Genomic DNA, 16,662 nt, shown 5'->3' with positions numbered 1-16,662 from the left:
GTCGTTTTTTATTTTGTTTTATACCGCTGCTCAGACCGGATGGCAAAAAGTGCTTTTTCCACGGTTTGGGCATTTTTTTCTGAAATTTCTTCTTTGCGTGGAATCGGAGGATATAATTGTTCAGGATCACTCCAAAAAGCGGGCAGCGTGCAGGGGGAATGCTTCTGCCATTTATCAATCCATTTCTGCGGTATGCGCTCCCCGGGATCAATCCCTTTCATCTCAAGCCAAATGCGGCTCCATGCTCTCGGGACGACTCTCCAAATATCGTATCCGCCGCCGCCGACCGCGATCCATCTGCCGCTGCAATATTGATGGGCTAATGAATGAGCGAGCCGCGGGATCTCCTGATAAATGGAGATTGTATTGGACAGGTGTGTCAATGGGTCGTAATAATGGGCGTCCGCACCGTTTTGGGTAAGAATCACATCCGGCTTAAAAAAAGCCGCAATTTCAGAGGCGGCCGTTTTGTAAGCGTGGAGAAAGGAATCGTCCTCTGTGAAAGCGTCCAGCGGAATGTTAAAAGAATAGCCGTAGCCTTGCCCGCTTCCTTTTTCCAGTACTTGTCCCGTCCCGGGAAATAAATAACGCCCGGTCTCGTGAAAAGAAACAGTGCAGACATCAGACCTGTCGTAAAACGTAAATTGAACGCCGTCGCCGTGGTGGGCGTCTGTATCAATGTATAACACTTTTGCCCCGTAGTTCTTCTGGATGTATTGGATGGCCACGGCGCTGTCATTATAGATACAAAAGCCTGACGCCCTGCCGCGGAAGCCGTGGTGAAGGCCTCCTCCTAAATTGCAGGCATGCCTGGCTTGTCCCGTCATGACATAATCTGCCGCCGTTAAGGTGCCGCCCACCAGAAGCGACGCAGCTTCATGCATGCCGGCAAAAACGGGGGTGTCTTCCGTTCCGAGACCGTAGCTTTCTCCTTCTGCGGCAGGGAGCCGGCCCGCACCCGCAAGTTCCACCGCCTGTATATAATCCTCCGTATGAACGAGAGCCAGCTCTTCTTTAGTGGCCGTGCGCGGTGTGACGATGTCTCCATCGTCAAACGCGTCCGCCGCCTGAAGCAGATCGTATGTTAAAAGCACGCGCTGCTGATTGAACGGATGATCCTGATGAAATTGATACGTCTGATAAGAAGGCGAGTAAACAAAAACGCTGTCTCTCATGGCTGATCCCTCAAATGTTTCGGCCATAAGACATTGTATCCGGCTTCATGAACGGCACGGATAAAAGGGAGCGGATTCATCGTCTTCACCCGGAAGACGAGAATGTTCGACCCGGCGGAATCATGGGGATAGACGAGCACACTCAGGATTTGCAGCTGAAGATCACGGCACATGCAGCTGAGATCAGCAAGGCTTTTTGTCATATCCGTCACCAGGATTTCCACCTGTGATCCCGGCTGGGCCGCGCCTGTCAGGCTGACGAAAGTCCGGAGCACGTCGGTTTTCGTTAAAATGCCCGTCAGCTTATGATTTACCGTAATCGGCAGACAGCCGATGCCGTGCTCATAAAAGGAAGCGGATATTTCTTCCACAAAGTCAAGCGGATGGGCGCAGATGACATTCCGCTTCATAATGGTCTCCACTTTGTTTGTCAGAAATGCGCCGCGTTCCTTTTGTTCGAAGCTGCCGGGGCCGGCCTGTTTAATGTCTCTGTCTGTGACAATACCGGTGACGTGCAGCTCGTCGTCGATGACAGGGAGATGGCGGATATGATATACCTTCATTTTACGGACGGCTGTTTCAATGGAGTCGTGTTTTGAGACGGTGATGACGTCCCGTTTCATGATTTGTTCTGCAATCATCTTTTTATCCCCTTTGTATGTCAGTCAATACATAAACCGCTGATAAAAACGAAGCCTGTCGAACTGTTCAATTGACTCCTGACTGACGTGCCTGCCGATGCGGGCCATCAGACAATTGGCCGGATGAGAGCTGATTTCCGGTTCATCCGTTGCAAACCAGACAAGACCTCCGGCATTCATCATCTTTTCCATGATCTTTCTGTATTCCCACACATCTTTTTTCATTCCTTTTAAATCCCAATGCCAGTAATATTCCGTCGTCATGATGATGTAGCGTTCCATCTGTTCATCCATCATGCTGACTGTCAGCAACGTTTTTCCGACAGAACAGCCCCTGTAGCCGGGAGCGACCTCGATCGCCCCGAGCTCAAGGAGATCTTCCATATTGCCGTCAGACCACCGTTCAAGCGGATCTGGATATAAATACGTCACATAGCCGATAATCGTCTGTCCGTCCCTGGCGATAATGATCCGACCTTCAGGAAGCCCGGCGATCTCGATTAACGCTTTGTGCTGTTCATGAGGAAGGCGAAAGGCTGTCAGGCCTTCATGAAACTCATACTGTGCTAGGTCCTTTGGAGGAACGGGCCCTTCTACCAATAGAGGGCCGGCTGCTGTCTGAATTGATGAAGAATGGTACGTTTTATGATGTTTCACTGATTCACCGCCTGTCGGTTCTTAATAAAAACACATCTCTCTTAAGCATAACAAAATATAAAGCGTTTTCAATAGTGTTGTAATTTATATTTTAAAAATTGAGAAAACTGTGAACATCTACTATAATTAGTCTATAGATAAGCAAAGGGGGATGTTGCATGAATTTGAAAGCGTTGCCGGCGGAAAAGGGGAATTATCATCTGCGAAATTATGAGGAAACGTACCGCAGCTTCGATTGGAAAGAGGTCGAAGCGGAGTTTTCCTGGCATCAGACGGGGAAGCTGAATGCGGCGTACGAAGCAATTGACCGTCATGCCGAATCATTTCGAAAAAACAAAGTAGCGCTGTATTACAAGGACGCAAATCGGAATGAAAAATACACATTTAAAGAAATGATGGAGGAATCGAACCGGGCGGGAAATGTACTGAGACGGTATGGAAACGTGGAAAAAGGGGACCGCGTTTTTATTTTCATGCCGCGTTCGCCGGAGCTGTACTTTATCATGCTCGGCGCAATTAAAATCGGTGCGATCGCCGGCCCTTTATTTGAAGCGTTTATGGAAGGCGCCGTCAAAGACCGCCTGTTGAACAGCCAGGCAAAGGTTGTCGTGACGACACCTGAACTGGCCGAACGGATTCCGGCGGACAGCCTGCCCGACCTCGAGCATATTTTCATTGTCGGCGGCAGCAAAGAAGCGGGAGATAAAATCATTCATTATGATAAAGCGGCTGAGGGAGAAAGCACGAGACTTGATATTGAATGGATGGACAGAAGAGACGGCTACCTGCTTCACTACACATCAGGATCTACCGGAACGCCAAAAGGTGTGCTCCACGTTCATGAAGCCATGATTCAGCAATACCAGACCGGCAAGTGGGTGCTTGATCTTAAAGAAGACGATATTTATTGGTGCACTGCGGACCCGGGCTGGGTGACCGGGACGGTGTACGGGATATTTGCGCCGTGGCTGAACGGAGCGGCGAATGTGATCGTCGGCGGCAGATTCAGTCCGGAAAACTGGTACGGCACGATTGAGAAGCTTGGTGTCAGCGTCTGGTACAGCGCTCCGACGGCTTTCAGAATGCTTATGGGCGCCGGAGATGAAATGGCATCCAAATTTGACCTTACTTCACTTCGTCACGTCCTGAGTGTCGGAGAACCTTTGAACCCCGAGGTCATCAAGTGGGGACATAAAGTATTCGGCAAGCGCATCCACGACACGTGGTGGATGACAGAAACGGGCGGACAGCTCATCTGCAATTATCCTTGCATGGAGATCAAGCCGGGCTCAATGGGGAAACCGATTCCGGGAGTGGAAGCGGCGATCGTTGACAATCAGGGAAATGAGCTTCCGCCGTACCGAATGGGAAATCTCGCCATTAAAAAGGGCTGGCCGTCGATGATGGATTCCATTTGGAACAACAAAGAGAAATATGATTCTTATTTTATGCCGGGCGGCTGGTATGTTTCCGGAGATTCTGCTTATATGGATGAAGACGGTTATTTTTGGTTCCAAGGCAGAGTCGATGATGTCATCATGACATCCGGCGAGCGCGTCGGCCCGTTTGAAGTCGAAAGCAAACTTGTTGAACATCCGGCGATTGCCGAAGCCGGCGTCATCGGAAAGCCGGACCCTGTCCGGGGAGAAATTATTAAAGCGTTTATCGCGCTCAGAGAAGGGCATGAGCCATCTGATCAGCTGAAGGAGGACATTCGCCTCTTTGTAAAACAGGGGCTTGCCGCGCATGCCGCACCGCGGGAAATTGAATTCAAAGATAAACTTCCGAAAACACGGAGCGGAAAAATCATGAGACGTGTGCTGAAGGCATGGGAGCTGAACCTGCCGGCAGGCGACCTGTCAACAATGGAAGATTAAAGACGGCGTTGACATCGTATTTTATTTATGTTAAAAATGAGTAAGCTTCATAAGAAAAGGTTTTGATTGAGACAAGTAGGATATCTGATTGTTCCAGAGAGCTGATGGCCGGTGAAAATCAGCACATAAGATATGCCGAATACACTCATGAACCGCTTTTGCGAACAAAGCTATTCCAAGGCTTTCAGTAGTGAAAGAACGGACACGGTCCGTTATCAAAAAGAGTGATAAAAGCTTTTTTATGTTTTTATTAGTAGGGTGGTACCGCGATTATATCGTCCCTTCGTTTTAAACGAAGGGGCGTTTTTTATTTTCATAAACAAAGGAGCAGACAAAATGACTAACTTATTAGAGGATTTATCATTCCGCGGCTTAATCCAGCAAATGACGGATGAAGAAGGACTGAATAAACAGCTGAGCGAAGAAAAAATCCGTTTATACTCAGGGTTTGACCCGACGGCGGACAGCCTGCACATCGGACACCTTCTGCCGATATTGACACTGCGCCGTTTCCAGCTTGCAGGCCACCATCCGATTGCGCTTGTAGGCGGCGCGACGGGACTGATCGGCGATCCGAGCGGCAAAAAAGCGGAGCGTACGTTAAATACTCAGGATATCGTTGTCGAATGGTCGCAAAAAATTAAAAATCAGCTTTCCCGATTTTTAGATTTCGAGGCGGGAGAAAACCCCGCTGTCATAGCAAACAACTTTGATTGGATCGGAAAGCTGAGCATCATTGAATTTCTCCGCGACGTCGGAAAGAACTTCGGAATTAACTACATGCTTGCGAAAGATACTGTAAGCTCAAGAATTGAAACCGGAATTTCTTACACGGAATTCAGCTACATGATCCTGCAATCCTACGATTTTCTGAATCTGTACAGAGAAAAGAACTGCAAACTCCAAATCGGAGGCAGTGACCAGTGGGGCAACATCACGGCCGGTCTTGAACTGATCAGAAAATCAGAAGAAGAAGGGGCGAAAGCTTTCGGTCTTACCATTCCGCTCGTCACAAAAGCTGACGGCACGAAATTCGGCAAAACGGAAGGCGGCGCCATTTGGCTTGATAAAGAAAAAACATCGCCGTACGAATTCTACCAGTTCTGGATCAATACTGATGACCGCGACGTCGTCAAATACTTAAAATACTTTACTTTCTTGTCAAAAGAGGAAATTGAAGCTTATGCTGAAAAAACGGAGACAGCTCCTGAGAAAAGAGAAGCGCAGAAACGTCTCGCTGAAGAGGTGACGGTTCTTGTACACGGCCGTGAAGCGCTTGAGCAGGCCGTTCATATCTCCCAGGCGCTGTTCAGCGGCAATATTAAAGAGCTTTCCGCTCAAGACGTCAAGGTAGGATTTAAAGATGTACCTTCGTTTGAAAAAGACCGCTCTGAAGAACTGTCTTTAGTAGACGTGCTAGTGGAATCTAAATTGTCGCCTTCAAAACGGCAGGCCCGCGAAGACATTCAAAACGGAGCTGTTTACATTAACGGCGAGCGCCGGACGGACATCGGGCATCTTCTGACTGCGGAAGACCGCATTGAAGATCAATTTACCGTATTGCGCCGCGGAAAGAAAAAATACTTCCTGATCACGTACTGAAAATAAAAAGCAGTCCGGCCGCTCAATGCGGCAGGCTGCTTTTTTATGTTTTGTGAATACTGCACGGGGAAATGAGTACAGTACATAGTATAAGCAAAACAGGGAAGGGGTGCTGCGCCGTGAATTTCATGTTTACCATCGCCAAAGAAAGATTGCAGCGGGATCATTGGGAACAGCAGCAAAGCATAAACGCCGAAGCCGAGGAATCAGAGACGGAAGAAGAAAATCCGACATCATAAAGGTAAAGCCTCCATTCTATGGAATGGAGGCTTTTGATTGTCACCATATCAGCCTGACGGCGGCCATCAGCACGACTCCCGTGATGACCGTGATGGATAAGCTTTTTGTCAGCATCGCGCAAAGCAATGTCGGAATGAGAACGATCATTGCTTTCCAATCAAAGGTCAAAGCGCTGTTTGTTTTCACAATCATGCTTTCCGTTACCAGAGCCGTCAAAATGCAAAGCGGAATAAAGGAGAGCCATTTTAAAGCCAATTCAGGCATCTGAATGTTCCGGACAAATATAAACGGAACAATGCGCGGCACAAGTGTAACAATCATGCAGCCGAGTATAATCCAGATCATTTGTGTGCTGATGCTCATTTGTCCGTCACCACCCCGATCGTTGCCACAATCACGGTTGAGACGATGACCGCGATGTGTGACGGGACGAAATACGATAACAAGACCATAAAAATGATCATATAGAGAATTAAGGAGAGGCTGTGCTTCAGCTTTTCCGAAGCGGACGACTGCAATTGCAGCACAAGCAGCGCCGCAAACATAGCAGGCAAAGCAAAGTCCAGGCCGAGAGCGTAAGGATCAGATATCCATTGTCCGAGAAGCCCGCCCATCACGCAGGAAATAACCCAGCACATGTAAGCGGTTATATTGAGGCCGTTCATCCACTTATCGTATAACCTGCCGTTCTGAGCCGCTTTGTTCACCGCTACTCCGAAAGATTCGTCAGTAAGCAGAGCCCCGAAGCCGATATTTTTCGCCAGAGAGTATTTCGTGAAATACGGCGCGATGGTCAGGCTCAGCAGAAGGTGACGCAGATTGACGATAAACGTCGTTAAAATAATGGCGGAAATCGGACTCCCGGAAACAAGGAGCGAGCAAATAATAAATTGGGCGGCGCCGGCATAGACACACAAGGATAACAAACAGATTTCAAGAATGCTTAGATGAGAGGCAACCCCGACGATGCCGAAAGCAAAACCGATGCTCATATAGCCCAGCAGCGTAGGCACACAATCCCGCACCCCCTGTAAAAACGTATCGTTCATTTCCCGGGAAACGGCGGTTTTTTGCACTTCTGTGTTAATCATTTTTTATACTCCTTTCATAGAGATTATAATGATAACGACTAATGAAAAAATCAAAGAAAATACGGTTCACATTTATATGAACCGATTTCCGGTGACGACATGAAATAACGAATGGTTTTGTGTCATCAGGCCTTCAACTTTTTCAGCCCCGACTTCTTTCACAAGCTCCGCGAACATCAGATCGTGCCTCATATATTCCATGGCCACGAGAACGAGAGCGGGATCTTCTGATTTAATGGCCCAGGCATTCGTCTGCGGAGAAAAATTGGCGATTAAGACTTCTTTATTATCTCGGGCAGCTATCGTTAATCTTCCGCCCATCCGTTTCTCCGCCACTTCAGGAGACATATTATGATTTGTCGTATTTCCGAGCTTCACTTCCGGAGGGCCGAACACAATCGAAAAGACGGGCAATTGTTCGGCGGCGCGTTTATTAGCGGCTTCTTGAATAAAGGGAATCTGCTGTTCCCAGACAGACAGCCACAACTCTTCCTCGGCTTTTTCAATCATTTCCTTCATCTCATTGATGACATGATCATTCGTGCTGATGCGGCGGATGACATTCATCTCCTGCTCGCTTTCCAGCGCCAATAACTTTTCCTCAAGATAGCCGAATGAGCTCTCGAAATCGTGCCGGAGCCGATCGATTAATTCCTTTCCGGCCAGCGGGGCATATGTAACCGGATCAGACGGCACAATATGGACAGCGCCTTTATCAACTAATTTCCCCAATACCTCATAGATCATTGAGCGGGGGACGCCTGACCTTTTGCTGATTTCATATCCGGTAACAGGCGAGTGTTTCAACAAGCCGATATATGCTTTACATTCATATTGAGAAAATCCAAACTTCTGTAATTCTTTCAGAACATCGTCCATAAACATCCTCCGTAGTGGTTATTCATGAAACTACTATAATGTAAGCGGTTATATCTTGTCAATGGGACTTGAGTGCTGAAAGAAAGGTTCGCCTGTTTTGTCGCTTTCCAACTTAGTTTATGATGAGTTACATGTATGGCTTTTGTGAAAAACGTTGCCGTAGACCCACACGAATGCCGTTTGATACGATAAATACAAGAAGTCAAAAAGAGGAGGATCACGGTGGAAAACACCTCTAAAATCGCTTTTTTATCGGTTATAAGCAATTCCCTGGTCGTCATGCTCAAAATAGTGGTGGGGATAATAACCGGATCTGTCGCGATACTTTCAGAAGCCATTCATTCTTTTTTAGATTTGATCGCCGCCTTCATCGCCTTTATCTCCGTCAGGATTTCAAAAAAGCCGGCTGATACAGGGCATCCGTACGGTCATGGAAAAGTCGAGAATCTGTCGGGGACCATCGAGACGATGCTGATTTTTGCGGCAGGGATTTGGATGATATATGAATGCGTTCAAAAACTGGTCAACCCGGCTCCGGTTCATCTGCCCGTATTGGGAATCGCTGTGATGCTTGCGGGGGCTCTCATTAATTTGATCGTTTCGAAGTTCGTAAAAAGAGAAGCCGAAAAGGTTAATTCCGTGGCAATGAAATCGAATGCCCTGCATTTACTGACTGACGTGTACACATCATTAGGCGTAGCGGCAAGCCTTTTGGTCGTTACCTTAACGGAGTGGTACATACTTGATCCCATTATAGGTATGGTGCTGGCGGTCTATATCATATATGAAGCGTTTAAGTTAATGAAAGAAGCATTCCCGCCGCTGATTGATACCCGTTTGTCGGAAGAGGAAGAAAAAACAATTTTAAAGATTATCGAAACATTTCAACAGGAATTTATTGAAATTCACGATTTTCGTACAAGACGCTCCGGCCCCCAGGAGTATATTGATTTTCACCTGGTCGTAGCCTCTCACGTGACGATTAAAGACGTGCATGACCTGTGTGACCGCATTGAAAGAGCTATTACGAATGAATTCAAACAAGCACAGGTAATGATTCACCCCGAGCCGGAGAGCGAGAGGAAGAAATAATCGATCTTATGTTTGCGTTTGTTCCCTGCAAAATGCCTGCAAAAGGCCCGTTTCCACGGGTCTTTTTGTTGTATAAATGACTATTTCTCGCTCATATGAGAGAGAAGCTTATACACGTGAGGGGTACATTTCATACGTTATGTTGTAAAGAAAAAGGGAGGTGAACAGAATTGAACGCTATTTCTGTTAAAGAAATTGAACATGGAGTTGCCGTTGCGGAAAGAGAAGGTTTAGGGGAGTATTTATACCAAGAACCGGTTTCCAAAAAATGTTCGCGCCGTTCCCGCAGCAGAAAACGGACACACCGTTCCCGCAGCAGAAAACGGACGCATCATCGGACACACCGTTCCCGCAGCAGAAGACGGACGCATCACCGGACACACCGTTCCCGCAGCAGAAGACGGACGCATCACCGGACACACCGTTCCCGCAGCAGAAGACGGACGCATCGCCGGACACACCGTTCCCGCAGCAGACGGTCACATCAAAAACGTACCCGCAAGCGCTGTTTTAAATGCTGAAGCAGACTCTATTACAAGTAATGGAGATCTGCTATAATGGCAAGAGAACTGCATAAAAGATCCGGTATCATCATCTGCGGACACTGAACTGACAACATGGCGCTGTTTGTTCGTGTCCGTTTTTTATGTCAAAAAAGATGCCGGAGGATAAAAAGGAAGGGATGACGCCGAATGAAGCTGAATGAGGAATTTTATGACTCTGAAGGAAAGACAGTCTCTTCGCAAAACATAAGCAGCAAGCTTTTGCATATCACGGACAGCGGGCATATCAGCATTGACTTCATCAGCATAAGCAGGCTGCGGAAGGCTTCAAAAATCGCGATCTTAGGTGACAGCGTCGCCCGGGGGCTGCGCGCGGAATACGGCTTTGGTGACATTCTGAAAGACCGGACAGACGCTGAAATAACCAATCTGTCTGTCAGCGGCGTTAATATGAGCAACCACGGAAGCGATAACATTTATCAGCAAGCGCTTAAAACAAAGGGACATGATGTCATCATTGTCCAGGGAACAGATGATGATTGGTGCAACCACATTCCCATCGGCACAGATGAAAAGGATATCACCACATTTTACGGAGGCTTCTGTCAAGTGATTCAGCAGCTGCGAAGCGGAAATAAAGGCGCGAGCATCATTGTGGTGACCCCAACGAGACAAGCAAAAATATCAAAAGGAAAAATCGTCCGCCGTGATACTGATAAAAATAAACTGGGCCTGAAGCTGGCTGACTATGTGAAAGCCCAAAAAGAAGCCTGCACACTCCTCTCTGTACCGTATGCCGACCTGTTTGATACAGATCTCATCGACCCGTATAATCCCGCTTTCCGCAGCATGTGCATGTCAGAAGGTCTTCATCCGAACGAGAAAGGGCATCAAATCATTTTTCAGGAAATCTGCCGGAATTATTATTACTATTACGGGTAACACAGCGCTAACAGATTATTTTCGGCCTTGCTTTTCTAAAAGCTCAATTATTCTTTGAGATGCGTGTTTTTGCGCTCTCAAAAGCGAAATGATATTACCGGTAAAACCGATTAAAATGATCAGCAGCAAAATGATCATCCACATAAGTGAACCTCCCGTCGAGTGTTGAAAAACCCACTCTTTATTTTACTTATTATGGATGGGGAAGAGAATAGGTCTAACTATTGGTGTTTCTTTATCAATCCATAAAAAAATGCACAGACTGAACGGGTCTGTGCATTTTTATTCGCTTATTTCAGCAGGTTCAATGATTCACGATTAAAGGCTTCCAAATCGTCAGGCGTTCTGCTCGTTACGATGTTATGGCTCACGACGACTTCTTCATCTTTATAATGTGCGCCGGCATTGATTAAGTCTTTGCGGATGCTGCGGAATCCCGTGATATCTTTTCCTTTAAGAAGGTCGGTATCAATCAGCAGCTGCGGGCCGTGGCAGATCGCGAAAACGGGTTTCTGATTTTCCACGAATGATTTAGTGAATTCACCCGGGCGGTCATCTCCCCGCAGAAGATCTGGTGAAAAGCCTCCGGGAATCAATAACGCATCGAATTCCTTGGGGTCTGCGTCTGAGATCGCTTGATCGATCTTTACTTTCTCACCGTGCTTGCCCGTCACTTCTTTCCCTGCTTCTAAATCTATTGTCACCACACTGTGGCCCGCTTCTTTAAATGCTTCCGCCGGGCTTGTATATTCAATATCCTCAAATTGATCTGTCATCAGAACTGCGATTTTTTTGCTCATCATCATGCCTCCTGTGAATTTGTATATGACAAGAATATCAGGCGGATTGCCGCCTCACAACGTATTTGCTTGAAGATACGGCATGAAAAAAGACCCCTCTGAAAAAGAGGAGCCAAAAGGTACGGAGGTCTGCTGAGGCAAGAAATCGAACCAATTACTTTTTGCGTCTTTTTTTATCCTTTTTACACCCGCATTTCCCCGGATCGCCCGGATCAATGACTTCGTGAATTGTTTCTTCCTGATAAACGTGGCGGGGAACATAACGGATATGTTCTCTGTTAATGTGTTTGATGGGATGGACGTAAACCACTTCTTTGTCAGTATACTTGTCAGTCACAATATACTTAGGGTCACAGTAATACACTTTCGATTTTTTACCCATTCATCTCACCTCCCGTACTTTATTAAATGCTGAAAAGGAGGATTTTGCATCGGACAAGTACACTATGGCAAGTCCACAATTTTCCATATGCAATTTCGTTTATCTGGTTTTTCCTGAATCCGTCTCAAATTGGAATGGCTAACCCTTTTTGAACGGGGAAATCTATAAAAAAGAATTCAAAAACGATTCTTTTCTCAGGTCAATCGAGATGCATACATCTTTAGGGGGATTTCAGAATGCTCGATGAAAAAACGATTGAAATCATTAAAAGCACAGTGCCGGTCTTAGAAGAGCATGGTGAAGAAATCACAGGCCGATTTTATGACCTGCTTTTTCAGCATCACCCTGAGCTGCTGAATATCTTTAATCAGACGAATCAAAAGAAAAAAACACAGCGTACGGCCTTGTCGAATGCTGTGATTGCGGCCGCATCCAATATTGACCGGCTGGAAAACATAGTCCCCGTCGTCAAACAAATCAGCCATAAGCACCGGAGTATCGGTGTTAAGCCCGAGCATTATCCAATCGTTGGAAAGTACTTGTTAATCGCGATAAAGGATGTGCTAAAAGACGGGGCTGCTCCTGAGGTCATTCAGGCATGGGAAAAAGCATACGGCGTCATTGCAGACGCTTTTATCGGAATTGAGAAGGACATGTATGAACAAGCGGAAACGCAAAAAGGCGGCTGGAAAGACGATAAGGCGTTTAAAATTGATAAAAAGGTAAAAGAAAGCAAAGAGATAACGTCGTTTTATTTAAAACCGGAAGACGGACAAGTTCTCCCCGAATTCAAAGCGGGACAGTATATCAGTGTAAAAGTATACATTCCGGACACGGGTTATACGCATATCCGCCAGTACAGTTTGTCGGATGTATCCGGTAAGGATTATTACCGGATTTCCGTGAAAAAAGACGGAATTGTTTCTTCATATCTGCATGACCAATTACACGAAAAGGATTCAATTGAGATCAGCGCTCCGGCCGGGGATTTCGTATTAGACCCTGATTCCAAAAAGAATCTGGTTCTCATCAGTGCCGGTGTCGGAATTACCCCGATGATCAGCATGTTAAAGACGGTTGCCAAAACCCAGCCGCAGCGAAACGTTCTCTTTATCCATGCGGCAAGGAGCGGAGAGTATCATGCGCTGCGGCATGAAGCTGAAGAAGCCGCGGAACACTCATCCGCTGACACCGTCTTTATTTACAGTGAACCGTCCGAACAAGACCGTTCAGAAAATATTCGTTTTCGGGAAGGCCGGATTGACAAACAGCTGTTAGAAGAAGTGATGACAGATAAAGATGCTGATTTTTACCTGTGCGGATCCCCGTCGTTCATTAAAGAAATGAAAAAGCTGATTTCTGAATTCAATACACCGCCGGAATCCATTCACTATGAATTATTCGAACCGCAGCTGAGTATGGTGTGATGTAACAACATCTTAGACAGTCTGTTTAACAGACTGTCTTTATATGTTTAATACGAAAGGTTTCCCCATAACATAGAATTTTCAAGCAGGTAAATCATATTCAAAGTCGTATTATCCTAAAAAGACAAAGTTTTTTATGTCCCAACATACTTCAGTAGCCGGATGGAAAGGTTCTCTTCCTGATACTTCAACTGGAACATTGGCTCCTGCTCTTGTGAATAAAATAGCAATGCTCTAATAATAAGAGGTGGCTCAATGGCAGTTTTTGTTGAAAAAACGCTCCAAGGTCTAAAAGAATTAATTGATGAAAAAGGCCGCTTGAACATTTTAGGGAATGAAGGAACGCTTTTAGAAACAGAATGTACTTTCTTTAAAGGTGCAACAGATCTGGAGATTGAGAGTTTTGAGAAGAAAATAAAAGTCTCACTTCCTGAAGATTATAAAACCTTTTTAAAATTGCATAACGGAGCCAGAATATTTGATTTGTTGATTTACGGTGAGAATGTAGGTGGGGGTTTGCATATTCTTGATTTAGAAGAGATTGAAAAGTATATGCAAAATGGTTTTTTAGAGCCTCAGTTTATTCCTGTGGCACATCTGTTAGACGGATGTTATTTGTTAATTGACAAAACCAAAATTTCTACAGATCCAAACTATTTATGGTTCCGCGGATTTATTGAGTATGAACCAATGAAACTTAATTTTGAGATATTTTTAGATCGGTATATTTTGTCTCAAGGAGCAAATTTTTGGGAGTGGAATATCTATACCGCTGAAAATTATTATAGGACTCACCAGGGTGATGAGAATTAACCTTTCCTACAGTTGGGTTGGTTCATTTTTACTGTTAGACTTCGATTTGAACTTTTAAAAAAAGGTTTAATTTGGGAGACGAACCGATTAATTGGTGTATAGAGGATTTATAAAAAGCGCAGATACTCTGCGCTTTTTTATTTAAGTATTTTCCGGATCATTCGCAGCCCGTTTTTGGAAGAAGGATAACGGAAAGCGAAGTCGAAGCGGTTCGTTTGTTTGACGACGCTTTTTTTGTGCGTAAATGCGTTAAAGCTGTCAAATCCGTGATAGCTGCCGATGCCGCTTTCTCCGACGCCGCCGAATGGCAAATACGGTGTCGCGACGTGCATTAACGTATCATTGACACAGCCGCCGCCAAATGACAGATTCTCTAAAACAGTTCGCTCGATTCCTTTGTTTGTTGTGAAGACATAAAGAGCGAGCGGCTTTGGGCGTGATTGGACTTTCTCGATGACTTCATCGATATCGCCGTATGTAAACAGCGGAAGAATCGGCCCGAAAATCTCCTCCTGCATTACTGGAGAGTCATCCTTCACTTGATCTAGAATCGTCGGCGCTATTTTGTGGTGTTCAGGATTAAATTGTCCGCCTGTAAGCGGGACGCCATCATTCAGAAAGCTGAGCAGCCGCTGATAGTGGCGTTCACTGACGATTTTGCCGTACTGCGGATTTTGTTCAGGCTGAGGGCCGTAAAATTCACTGATCGCATGCTTCATTTCTTCTATGAGCTTCGTTTTGATATCTTGGTGGACAAATAAATAATCCGGTGCGATGCAGGTTTGCCCTGCATTTGTAAATTTCCCGAAGACGATGCGTTTGGCGGCAAGCTGTATATCAGCATCCTTATGGACAATGCAGGGACTTTTGCCGCCGAGCTCCAAGGTAACGGGAATTAATTGTTTGGAGGCGGCCTCCATAACGATTTTTCCCACGGCAACGCTTCCTGTGAAGAAAATATAGTCAAAGGGCTGCTGTAATAAAACAGTGCTGACGTCGGGCCCGCCCTCCGCCATAGCGACATAATCACTCGGAAAAACGCTGCTGATAAGTTTAGAAAGAACAGCGGAAACCGCAGGCGTATATTCTGACGGTTTGAGAACGACTGTGTTTCCGGCCGCAATGGCTCCAATCAAGGGTGAAAGCGCCAGCTGCAAGGGATAATTCCAAGGCGCAATCACCAAAACGGTTCCATATGGCTCAGGGATAATCATGCTTTTCGAGCCCAGGTGAGTCAGAGGCGTTTTGACTCGCTTCGGTTTGACCCATTTTCTCAGCCGCTTCATCACAAAACTGATTTCTTCCAGAACAATTCCGATTTCTGTCGTGTACGCCTCCTGTTCGGATTTGTGGAGATCCTGATAGAGAGCGGCTGCTATATCGGCTTCTTGTGTTTTGATGGCTTGTTTCAGCTTTTGCAATATGTTCAGCCTTGATTCTAGCGGTCTCGTATGCCCCGCCGCAAAATAGGCTTTGTGCTTGCTGACGATAGAGGGGATGCTGTTCATTCCGTCTCTCCTTTTTGTAAGGTATGATGATTCATTATGTAAAAAATCGCTTCTGCCTGTCAAATGATTAAGGTGAGTCAGAAAAAATAACAAACTCATTTCTGCGTTTCGGCAGGAATTTGATGAAAAAGAGAATTCTTTTTGCGGCATTATCTGTTGCAGGCATTATGGGGTTTTCTAATGTACATGTAGCTGAAAAGCCGGTTGGCACATAAAAAAAAGCCCCGGACAGGGGCTTTTTTAATAAAGAGAGGGAACAGCCCAAAAGAAAAACCCCGGAAACATTGTCATCACAACATGTCCGGGGTTTAATCCAATGCTCTTTAAAGAGCGTTTTACTTAACGGGAGTAGAACTCAACGATAAGCGCTTCGTTAATTTCCGGAGCAAGCTCAGAGCGCTCTGGAAGACGAGTGAATGTACCTTCAAGCTTTTCAGCGTCGAAAGTAAGGTACTCAGGAACGAAGTTGTTTACTTCTACAGATTCTTTGATGATAGAAAGGTTTCTTGATTTTTCGCGAACACCGATTGTTTGACCAGGTTTTACTTGGTAAGACGGAATGTCAACGCGGCTTCCGTCAACAAGGATGTGACCGTGGTTAACTAATTGGCGAGCTTGACGGCGAGTGCGTGCAAGACCGAGCTTGTACACAACGTTATCAAGACGTGCATCTAAAAGAATCATGAAGTTTTCGCCGTGTTTACCAGTCATTTTTGCAGCTTTGTCAAACAATGTGCGGAATTGACGTTCGTTTACACCGTACATGTGACGAAGTTTTTGCTTTTCTTGCAATTGCAAACCGTATTCTGATAGTTTTTTACGCTGTCCCGGACCGTGGGGACCTGGTGCGTAAGGGCGTTTTTCTAATTCTTTACCTGTACCGCTAAGAGAGATTCCTAAACGGCGGGACAGTTTCCAAGATGGACCTGTATAGCGAGCCATAATGTGACTCCTCCTTTGGTTTTATTTTGTGGAAAATAAAAACCGTCTGTTCGATCCGACCGTGCACATTTTGTTTTCATGTATCCTCGCT

General features: G+C 45.9%; 19 protein-coding genes, 1 pseudogene and 1 other annotated feature. Of the genes and pseudogenes, 9 read left to right on the top strand and 11 right to left on the bottom strand.

The features are described 5' to 3' along the window. Positions 1–8 precede the first annotated feature (8 nt). The 3 genes from HAP68_RS13795 to HAP68_RS13785 are packed head-to-tail and all read right to left on the bottom strand — an operon-like array spanning position 9 to position 2,473. Positions 9–1,175, bottom strand: a complete 1,167-nt coding sequence (locus tag HAP68_RS13795) for an acetoin utilization protein AcuC (RefSeq protein WP_014305595.1) — start codon at positions 1,173–1,175, stop codon at positions 9–11. Continuing rightward, on the bottom strand, positions 1,172–1,816 hold the full coding sequence (locus HAP68_RS13790; protein ID WP_003152389.1) for an acetoin utilization AcuB family protein: 645 nt from the start codon (positions 1,814–1,816) through the stop codon (positions 1,172–1,174). Before HAP68_RS13790 ends, HAP68_RS13795 begins: the two co-directional genes overlap by 4 nt. Positions 1,817–1,840: 24 nt before the next feature. Beyond that, positions 1,841–2,473: a GNAT family N-acetyltransferase gene (locus tag HAP68_RS13785; protein ID WP_003152390.1), complete on the bottom strand. Its 633-nt coding sequence runs from the start codon at positions 2,471–2,473 to the stop codon at positions 1,841–1,843. Positions 2,474–2,631: 158 nt separating this feature from the next. Between HAP68_RS13785 and acsA the strand changes: the two genes are divergently transcribed. The 3 genes from acsA to sr7p all read left to right on the top strand — a co-directional run bounded on the left by acsA (position 2,632) and on the right by sr7p (position 6,191). Further along, a complete protein-coding gene (gene acsA, locus HAP68_RS13780; RefSeq protein WP_003152391.1) occupies positions 2,632–4,350 on the top strand; it encodes an acetate--CoA ligase in 1,719 nt (572 codons plus the stop codon). Between the two features lie 53 nt (positions 4,351–4,403). Then, positions 4,404–4,636, top strand: a binding site (T-box leader). Between the two features lie 50 nt (positions 4,637–4,686). Further along, entirely contained in the window at positions 4,687–5,952 is a 1,266-nt protein-coding gene (gene tyrS, locus HAP68_RS13775; protein WP_003152392.1) for a tyrosine--tRNA ligase, read from the top strand. Between the two features lie 119 nt (positions 5,953–6,071). Then, the gene (gene sr7p, locus HAP68_RS19825; RefSeq protein ID WP_003152393.1) at positions 6,072–6,191 is read left to right on the top strand and encodes a small protein SR7P; all 120 of its coding nucleotides are present in this window, start codon (positions 6,072–6,074) and stop codon (positions 6,189–6,191) included. A gap of 40 nt (positions 6,192–6,231) precedes the next feature. Here sr7p and HAP68_RS13770 read toward each other — a convergent pair whose 3' ends face one another. The 3 genes from HAP68_RS13770 to HAP68_RS13760 all read right to left on the bottom strand — a co-directional run bounded on the left by HAP68_RS13770 (position 6,232) and on the right by HAP68_RS13760 (position 8,162). Further along, positions 6,232–6,555 carry an AzlD domain-containing protein gene (locus tag HAP68_RS13770; RefSeq protein ID WP_003152394.1) on the bottom strand — a complete coding sequence of 108 codons (324 nt, stop codon included), beginning with the start codon at positions 6,553–6,555 and terminating at the stop codon, positions 6,232–6,234. Further along, a complete protein-coding gene (locus HAP68_RS13765; RefSeq protein ID WP_003152395.1) occupies positions 6,552–7,283 on the bottom strand; it encodes an AzlC family ABC transporter permease in 732 nt (243 codons plus the stop codon). The genes HAP68_RS13770 and HAP68_RS13765 overlap by 4 nt, the downstream gene beginning before the upstream one ends. A 72-nt stretch (positions 7,284–7,355) precedes the next feature. Next, positions 7,356–8,162, bottom strand: a complete 807-nt coding sequence (locus HAP68_RS13760) for a TrmB family transcriptional regulator (RefSeq protein ID WP_024085694.1) — start codon at positions 8,160–8,162, stop codon at positions 7,356–7,358. Between the two features lie 222 nt (positions 8,163–8,384). On the opposite strand from HAP68_RS13760, the gene HAP68_RS13755 reads away from it, so the two are divergent. The 4 genes and pseudogenes from HAP68_RS13755 to HAP68_RS13745 all read left to right on the top strand — a co-directional run bounded on the left by HAP68_RS13755 (position 8,385) and on the right by HAP68_RS13745 (position 10,699). Continuing rightward, positions 8,385–9,254, top strand: a complete 870-nt coding sequence (locus HAP68_RS13755) for a cation diffusion facilitator family transporter (protein WP_024085693.1) — start codon at positions 8,385–8,387, stop codon at positions 9,252–9,254. 170 nt (positions 9,255–9,424) lie between these two features. Next, positions 9,425–9,475 (top strand): annotated as a pseudogene (locus HAP68_RS19820) (hypothetical protein); the annotation flags it as partial. Positions 9,476–9,522: 47 nt separating this feature from the next. Beyond that, entirely contained in the window at positions 9,523–9,768 is a 246-nt protein-coding gene (locus HAP68_RS13750) for a hypothetical protein (protein WP_046341395.1), read from the top strand. Between the two features lie 178 nt (positions 9,769–9,946). Beyond that, positions 9,947–10,699 carry an SGNH/GDSL hydrolase family protein gene (locus HAP68_RS13745; RefSeq protein ID WP_024085691.1) on the top strand — a complete coding sequence of 251 codons (753 nt, stop codon included), beginning with the start codon at positions 9,947–9,949 and terminating at the stop codon, positions 10,697–10,699. 15 nt (positions 10,700–10,714) lie between these two features. Here the strand turns inward: HAP68_RS13745 and HAP68_RS19660 are convergent, their stop codons facing one another. From HAP68_RS19660 to HAP68_RS13735, 3 genes are all read right to left on the bottom strand, one after another. After that, positions 10,715–10,843: a hypothetical protein gene (locus HAP68_RS19660; protein WP_003152400.1), complete on the bottom strand. Its 129-nt coding sequence runs from the start codon at positions 10,841–10,843 to the stop codon at positions 10,715–10,717. Between the two features lie 146 nt (positions 10,844–10,989). Continuing rightward, on the bottom strand, positions 10,990–11,499 hold the full coding sequence (locus tag HAP68_RS13740) for a type 1 glutamine amidotransferase domain-containing protein (protein ID WP_003152401.1): 510 nt from the start codon (positions 11,497–11,499) through the stop codon (positions 10,990–10,992). 154 nt (positions 11,500–11,653) lie between these two features. Then, entirely contained in the window at positions 11,654–11,881 is a 228-nt protein-coding gene (locus HAP68_RS13735; protein WP_003152402.1) for a hypothetical protein, read from the bottom strand. 236 nt (positions 11,882–12,117) lie between these two features. On the opposite strand from HAP68_RS13735, the gene hmpA reads away from it, so the two are divergent. Then, positions 12,118–13,308, top strand: a complete 1,191-nt coding sequence (gene hmpA, locus HAP68_RS13730; RefSeq protein WP_015387849.1) for an NO-inducible flavohemoprotein — start codon at positions 12,118–12,120, stop codon at positions 13,306–13,308. Positions 13,309–13,563: 255 nt separating this feature from the next. Continuing rightward, positions 13,564–14,121, top strand: coding sequence for an SMI1/KNR4 family protein (locus HAP68_RS13725; protein WP_024085690.1), 558 nt, complete (start codon positions 13,564–13,566; stop codon positions 14,119–14,121). A gap of 137 nt (positions 14,122–14,258) precedes the next feature. Here HAP68_RS13725 and HAP68_RS13720 read toward each other — a convergent pair whose 3' ends face one another. Together HAP68_RS13720 and rpsD are read right to left on the bottom strand one after the other, a co-directional pair. Continuing rightward, positions 14,259–15,629, bottom strand: coding sequence for an aldehyde dehydrogenase (locus HAP68_RS13720; RefSeq protein WP_024085689.1), 1,371 nt, complete (start codon positions 15,627–15,629; stop codon positions 14,259–14,261). A gap of 339 nt (positions 15,630–15,968) precedes the next feature. Then, entirely contained in the window at positions 15,969–16,571 is a 603-nt protein-coding gene (gene rpsD / locus HAP68_RS13715; RefSeq protein WP_003152406.1) for a 30S ribosomal protein S4, read from the bottom strand. Positions 16,572–16,662 lie beyond the last annotated feature (91 nt).

The sequence above is a fragment of the Bacillus sp. Bvel1 genome (assembly GCF_014872755.1).
Lineage (GTDB): Bacteria > Bacillota > Bacilli > Bacillales > Bacillaceae > Bacillus > Bacillus velezensis.
This window is presented reverse-complemented; position numbering and strand designations above follow the sequence as displayed.

Excerpts from the sequence above, each read along its gene's own strand:
- HAP68_RS13795 (WP_014305595.1), bottom strand. The coding sequence starts at position 1,175 with ATGAGAGACAGCGTTTTTGTTTACTCGCCTTCTTATCAGACGTATCAA.
- tyrS (WP_003152392.1), top strand. The coding sequence starts at position 4,687 with ATGACTAACTTATTAGAGGATTTATCATTCCGCGGCTTAATCCAGCAA.
- HAP68_RS13750 (WP_046341395.1), top strand. The coding sequence starts at position 9,523 with ATGTTCGCGCCGTTCCCGCAGCAGAAAACGGACACACCGTTCCCGCAG.
- HAP68_RS13770 (WP_003152394.1), bottom strand. The coding sequence starts at position 6,555 with ATGAGCATCAGCACACAAATGATCTGGATTATACTCGGCTGCATGATT.
- hmpA (WP_015387849.1), top strand. The coding sequence starts at position 12,118 with ATGCTCGATGAAAAAACGATTGAAATCATTAAAAGCACAGTGCCGGTC.
- HAP68_RS13745 (WP_024085691.1), top strand. The coding sequence starts at position 9,947 with ATGAAGCTGAATGAGGAATTTTATGACTCTGAAGGAAAGACAGTCTCT.
- HAP68_RS19660 (WP_003152400.1), bottom strand. The coding sequence starts at position 10,843 with ATGTGGATGATCATTTTGCTGCTGATCATTTTAATCGGTTTTACCGGT.
- acsA (WP_003152391.1), top strand. The coding sequence starts at position 2,632 with ATGAATTTGAAAGCGTTGCCGGCGGAAAAGGGGAATTATCATCTGCGA.
- rpsD (WP_003152406.1), bottom strand. The coding sequence starts at position 16,571 with ATGGCTCGCTATACAGGTCCATCTTGGAAACTGTCCCGCCGTTTAGGA.
- HAP68_RS13740 (WP_003152401.1), bottom strand. The coding sequence starts at position 11,499 with ATGAGCAAAAAAATCGCAGTTCTGATGACAGATCAATTTGAGGATATT.
- HAP68_RS13735 (WP_003152402.1), bottom strand. The coding sequence starts at position 11,881 with ATGGGTAAAAAATCGAAAGTGTATTACTGTGACCCTAAGTATATTGTG.
- HAP68_RS13725 (WP_024085690.1), top strand. The coding sequence starts at position 13,564 with ATGGCAGTTTTTGTTGAAAAAACGCTCCAAGGTCTAAAAGAATTAATT.
- HAP68_RS13760 (WP_024085694.1), bottom strand. The coding sequence starts at position 8,162 with ATGGACGATGTTCTGAAAGAATTACAGAAGTTTGGATTTTCTCAATAT.
- HAP68_RS13765 (WP_003152395.1), bottom strand. The coding sequence starts at position 7,283 with ATGATTAACACAGAAGTGCAAAAAACCGCCGTTTCCCGGGAAATGAAC.
- HAP68_RS13790 (WP_003152389.1), bottom strand. The coding sequence starts at position 1,816 with ATGATTGCAGAACAAATCATGAAACGGGACGTCATCACCGTCTCAAAA.
- HAP68_RS13720 (WP_024085689.1), bottom strand. The coding sequence starts at position 15,629 with ATGAACAGCATCCCCTCTATCGTCAGCAAGCACAAAGCCTATTTTGCG.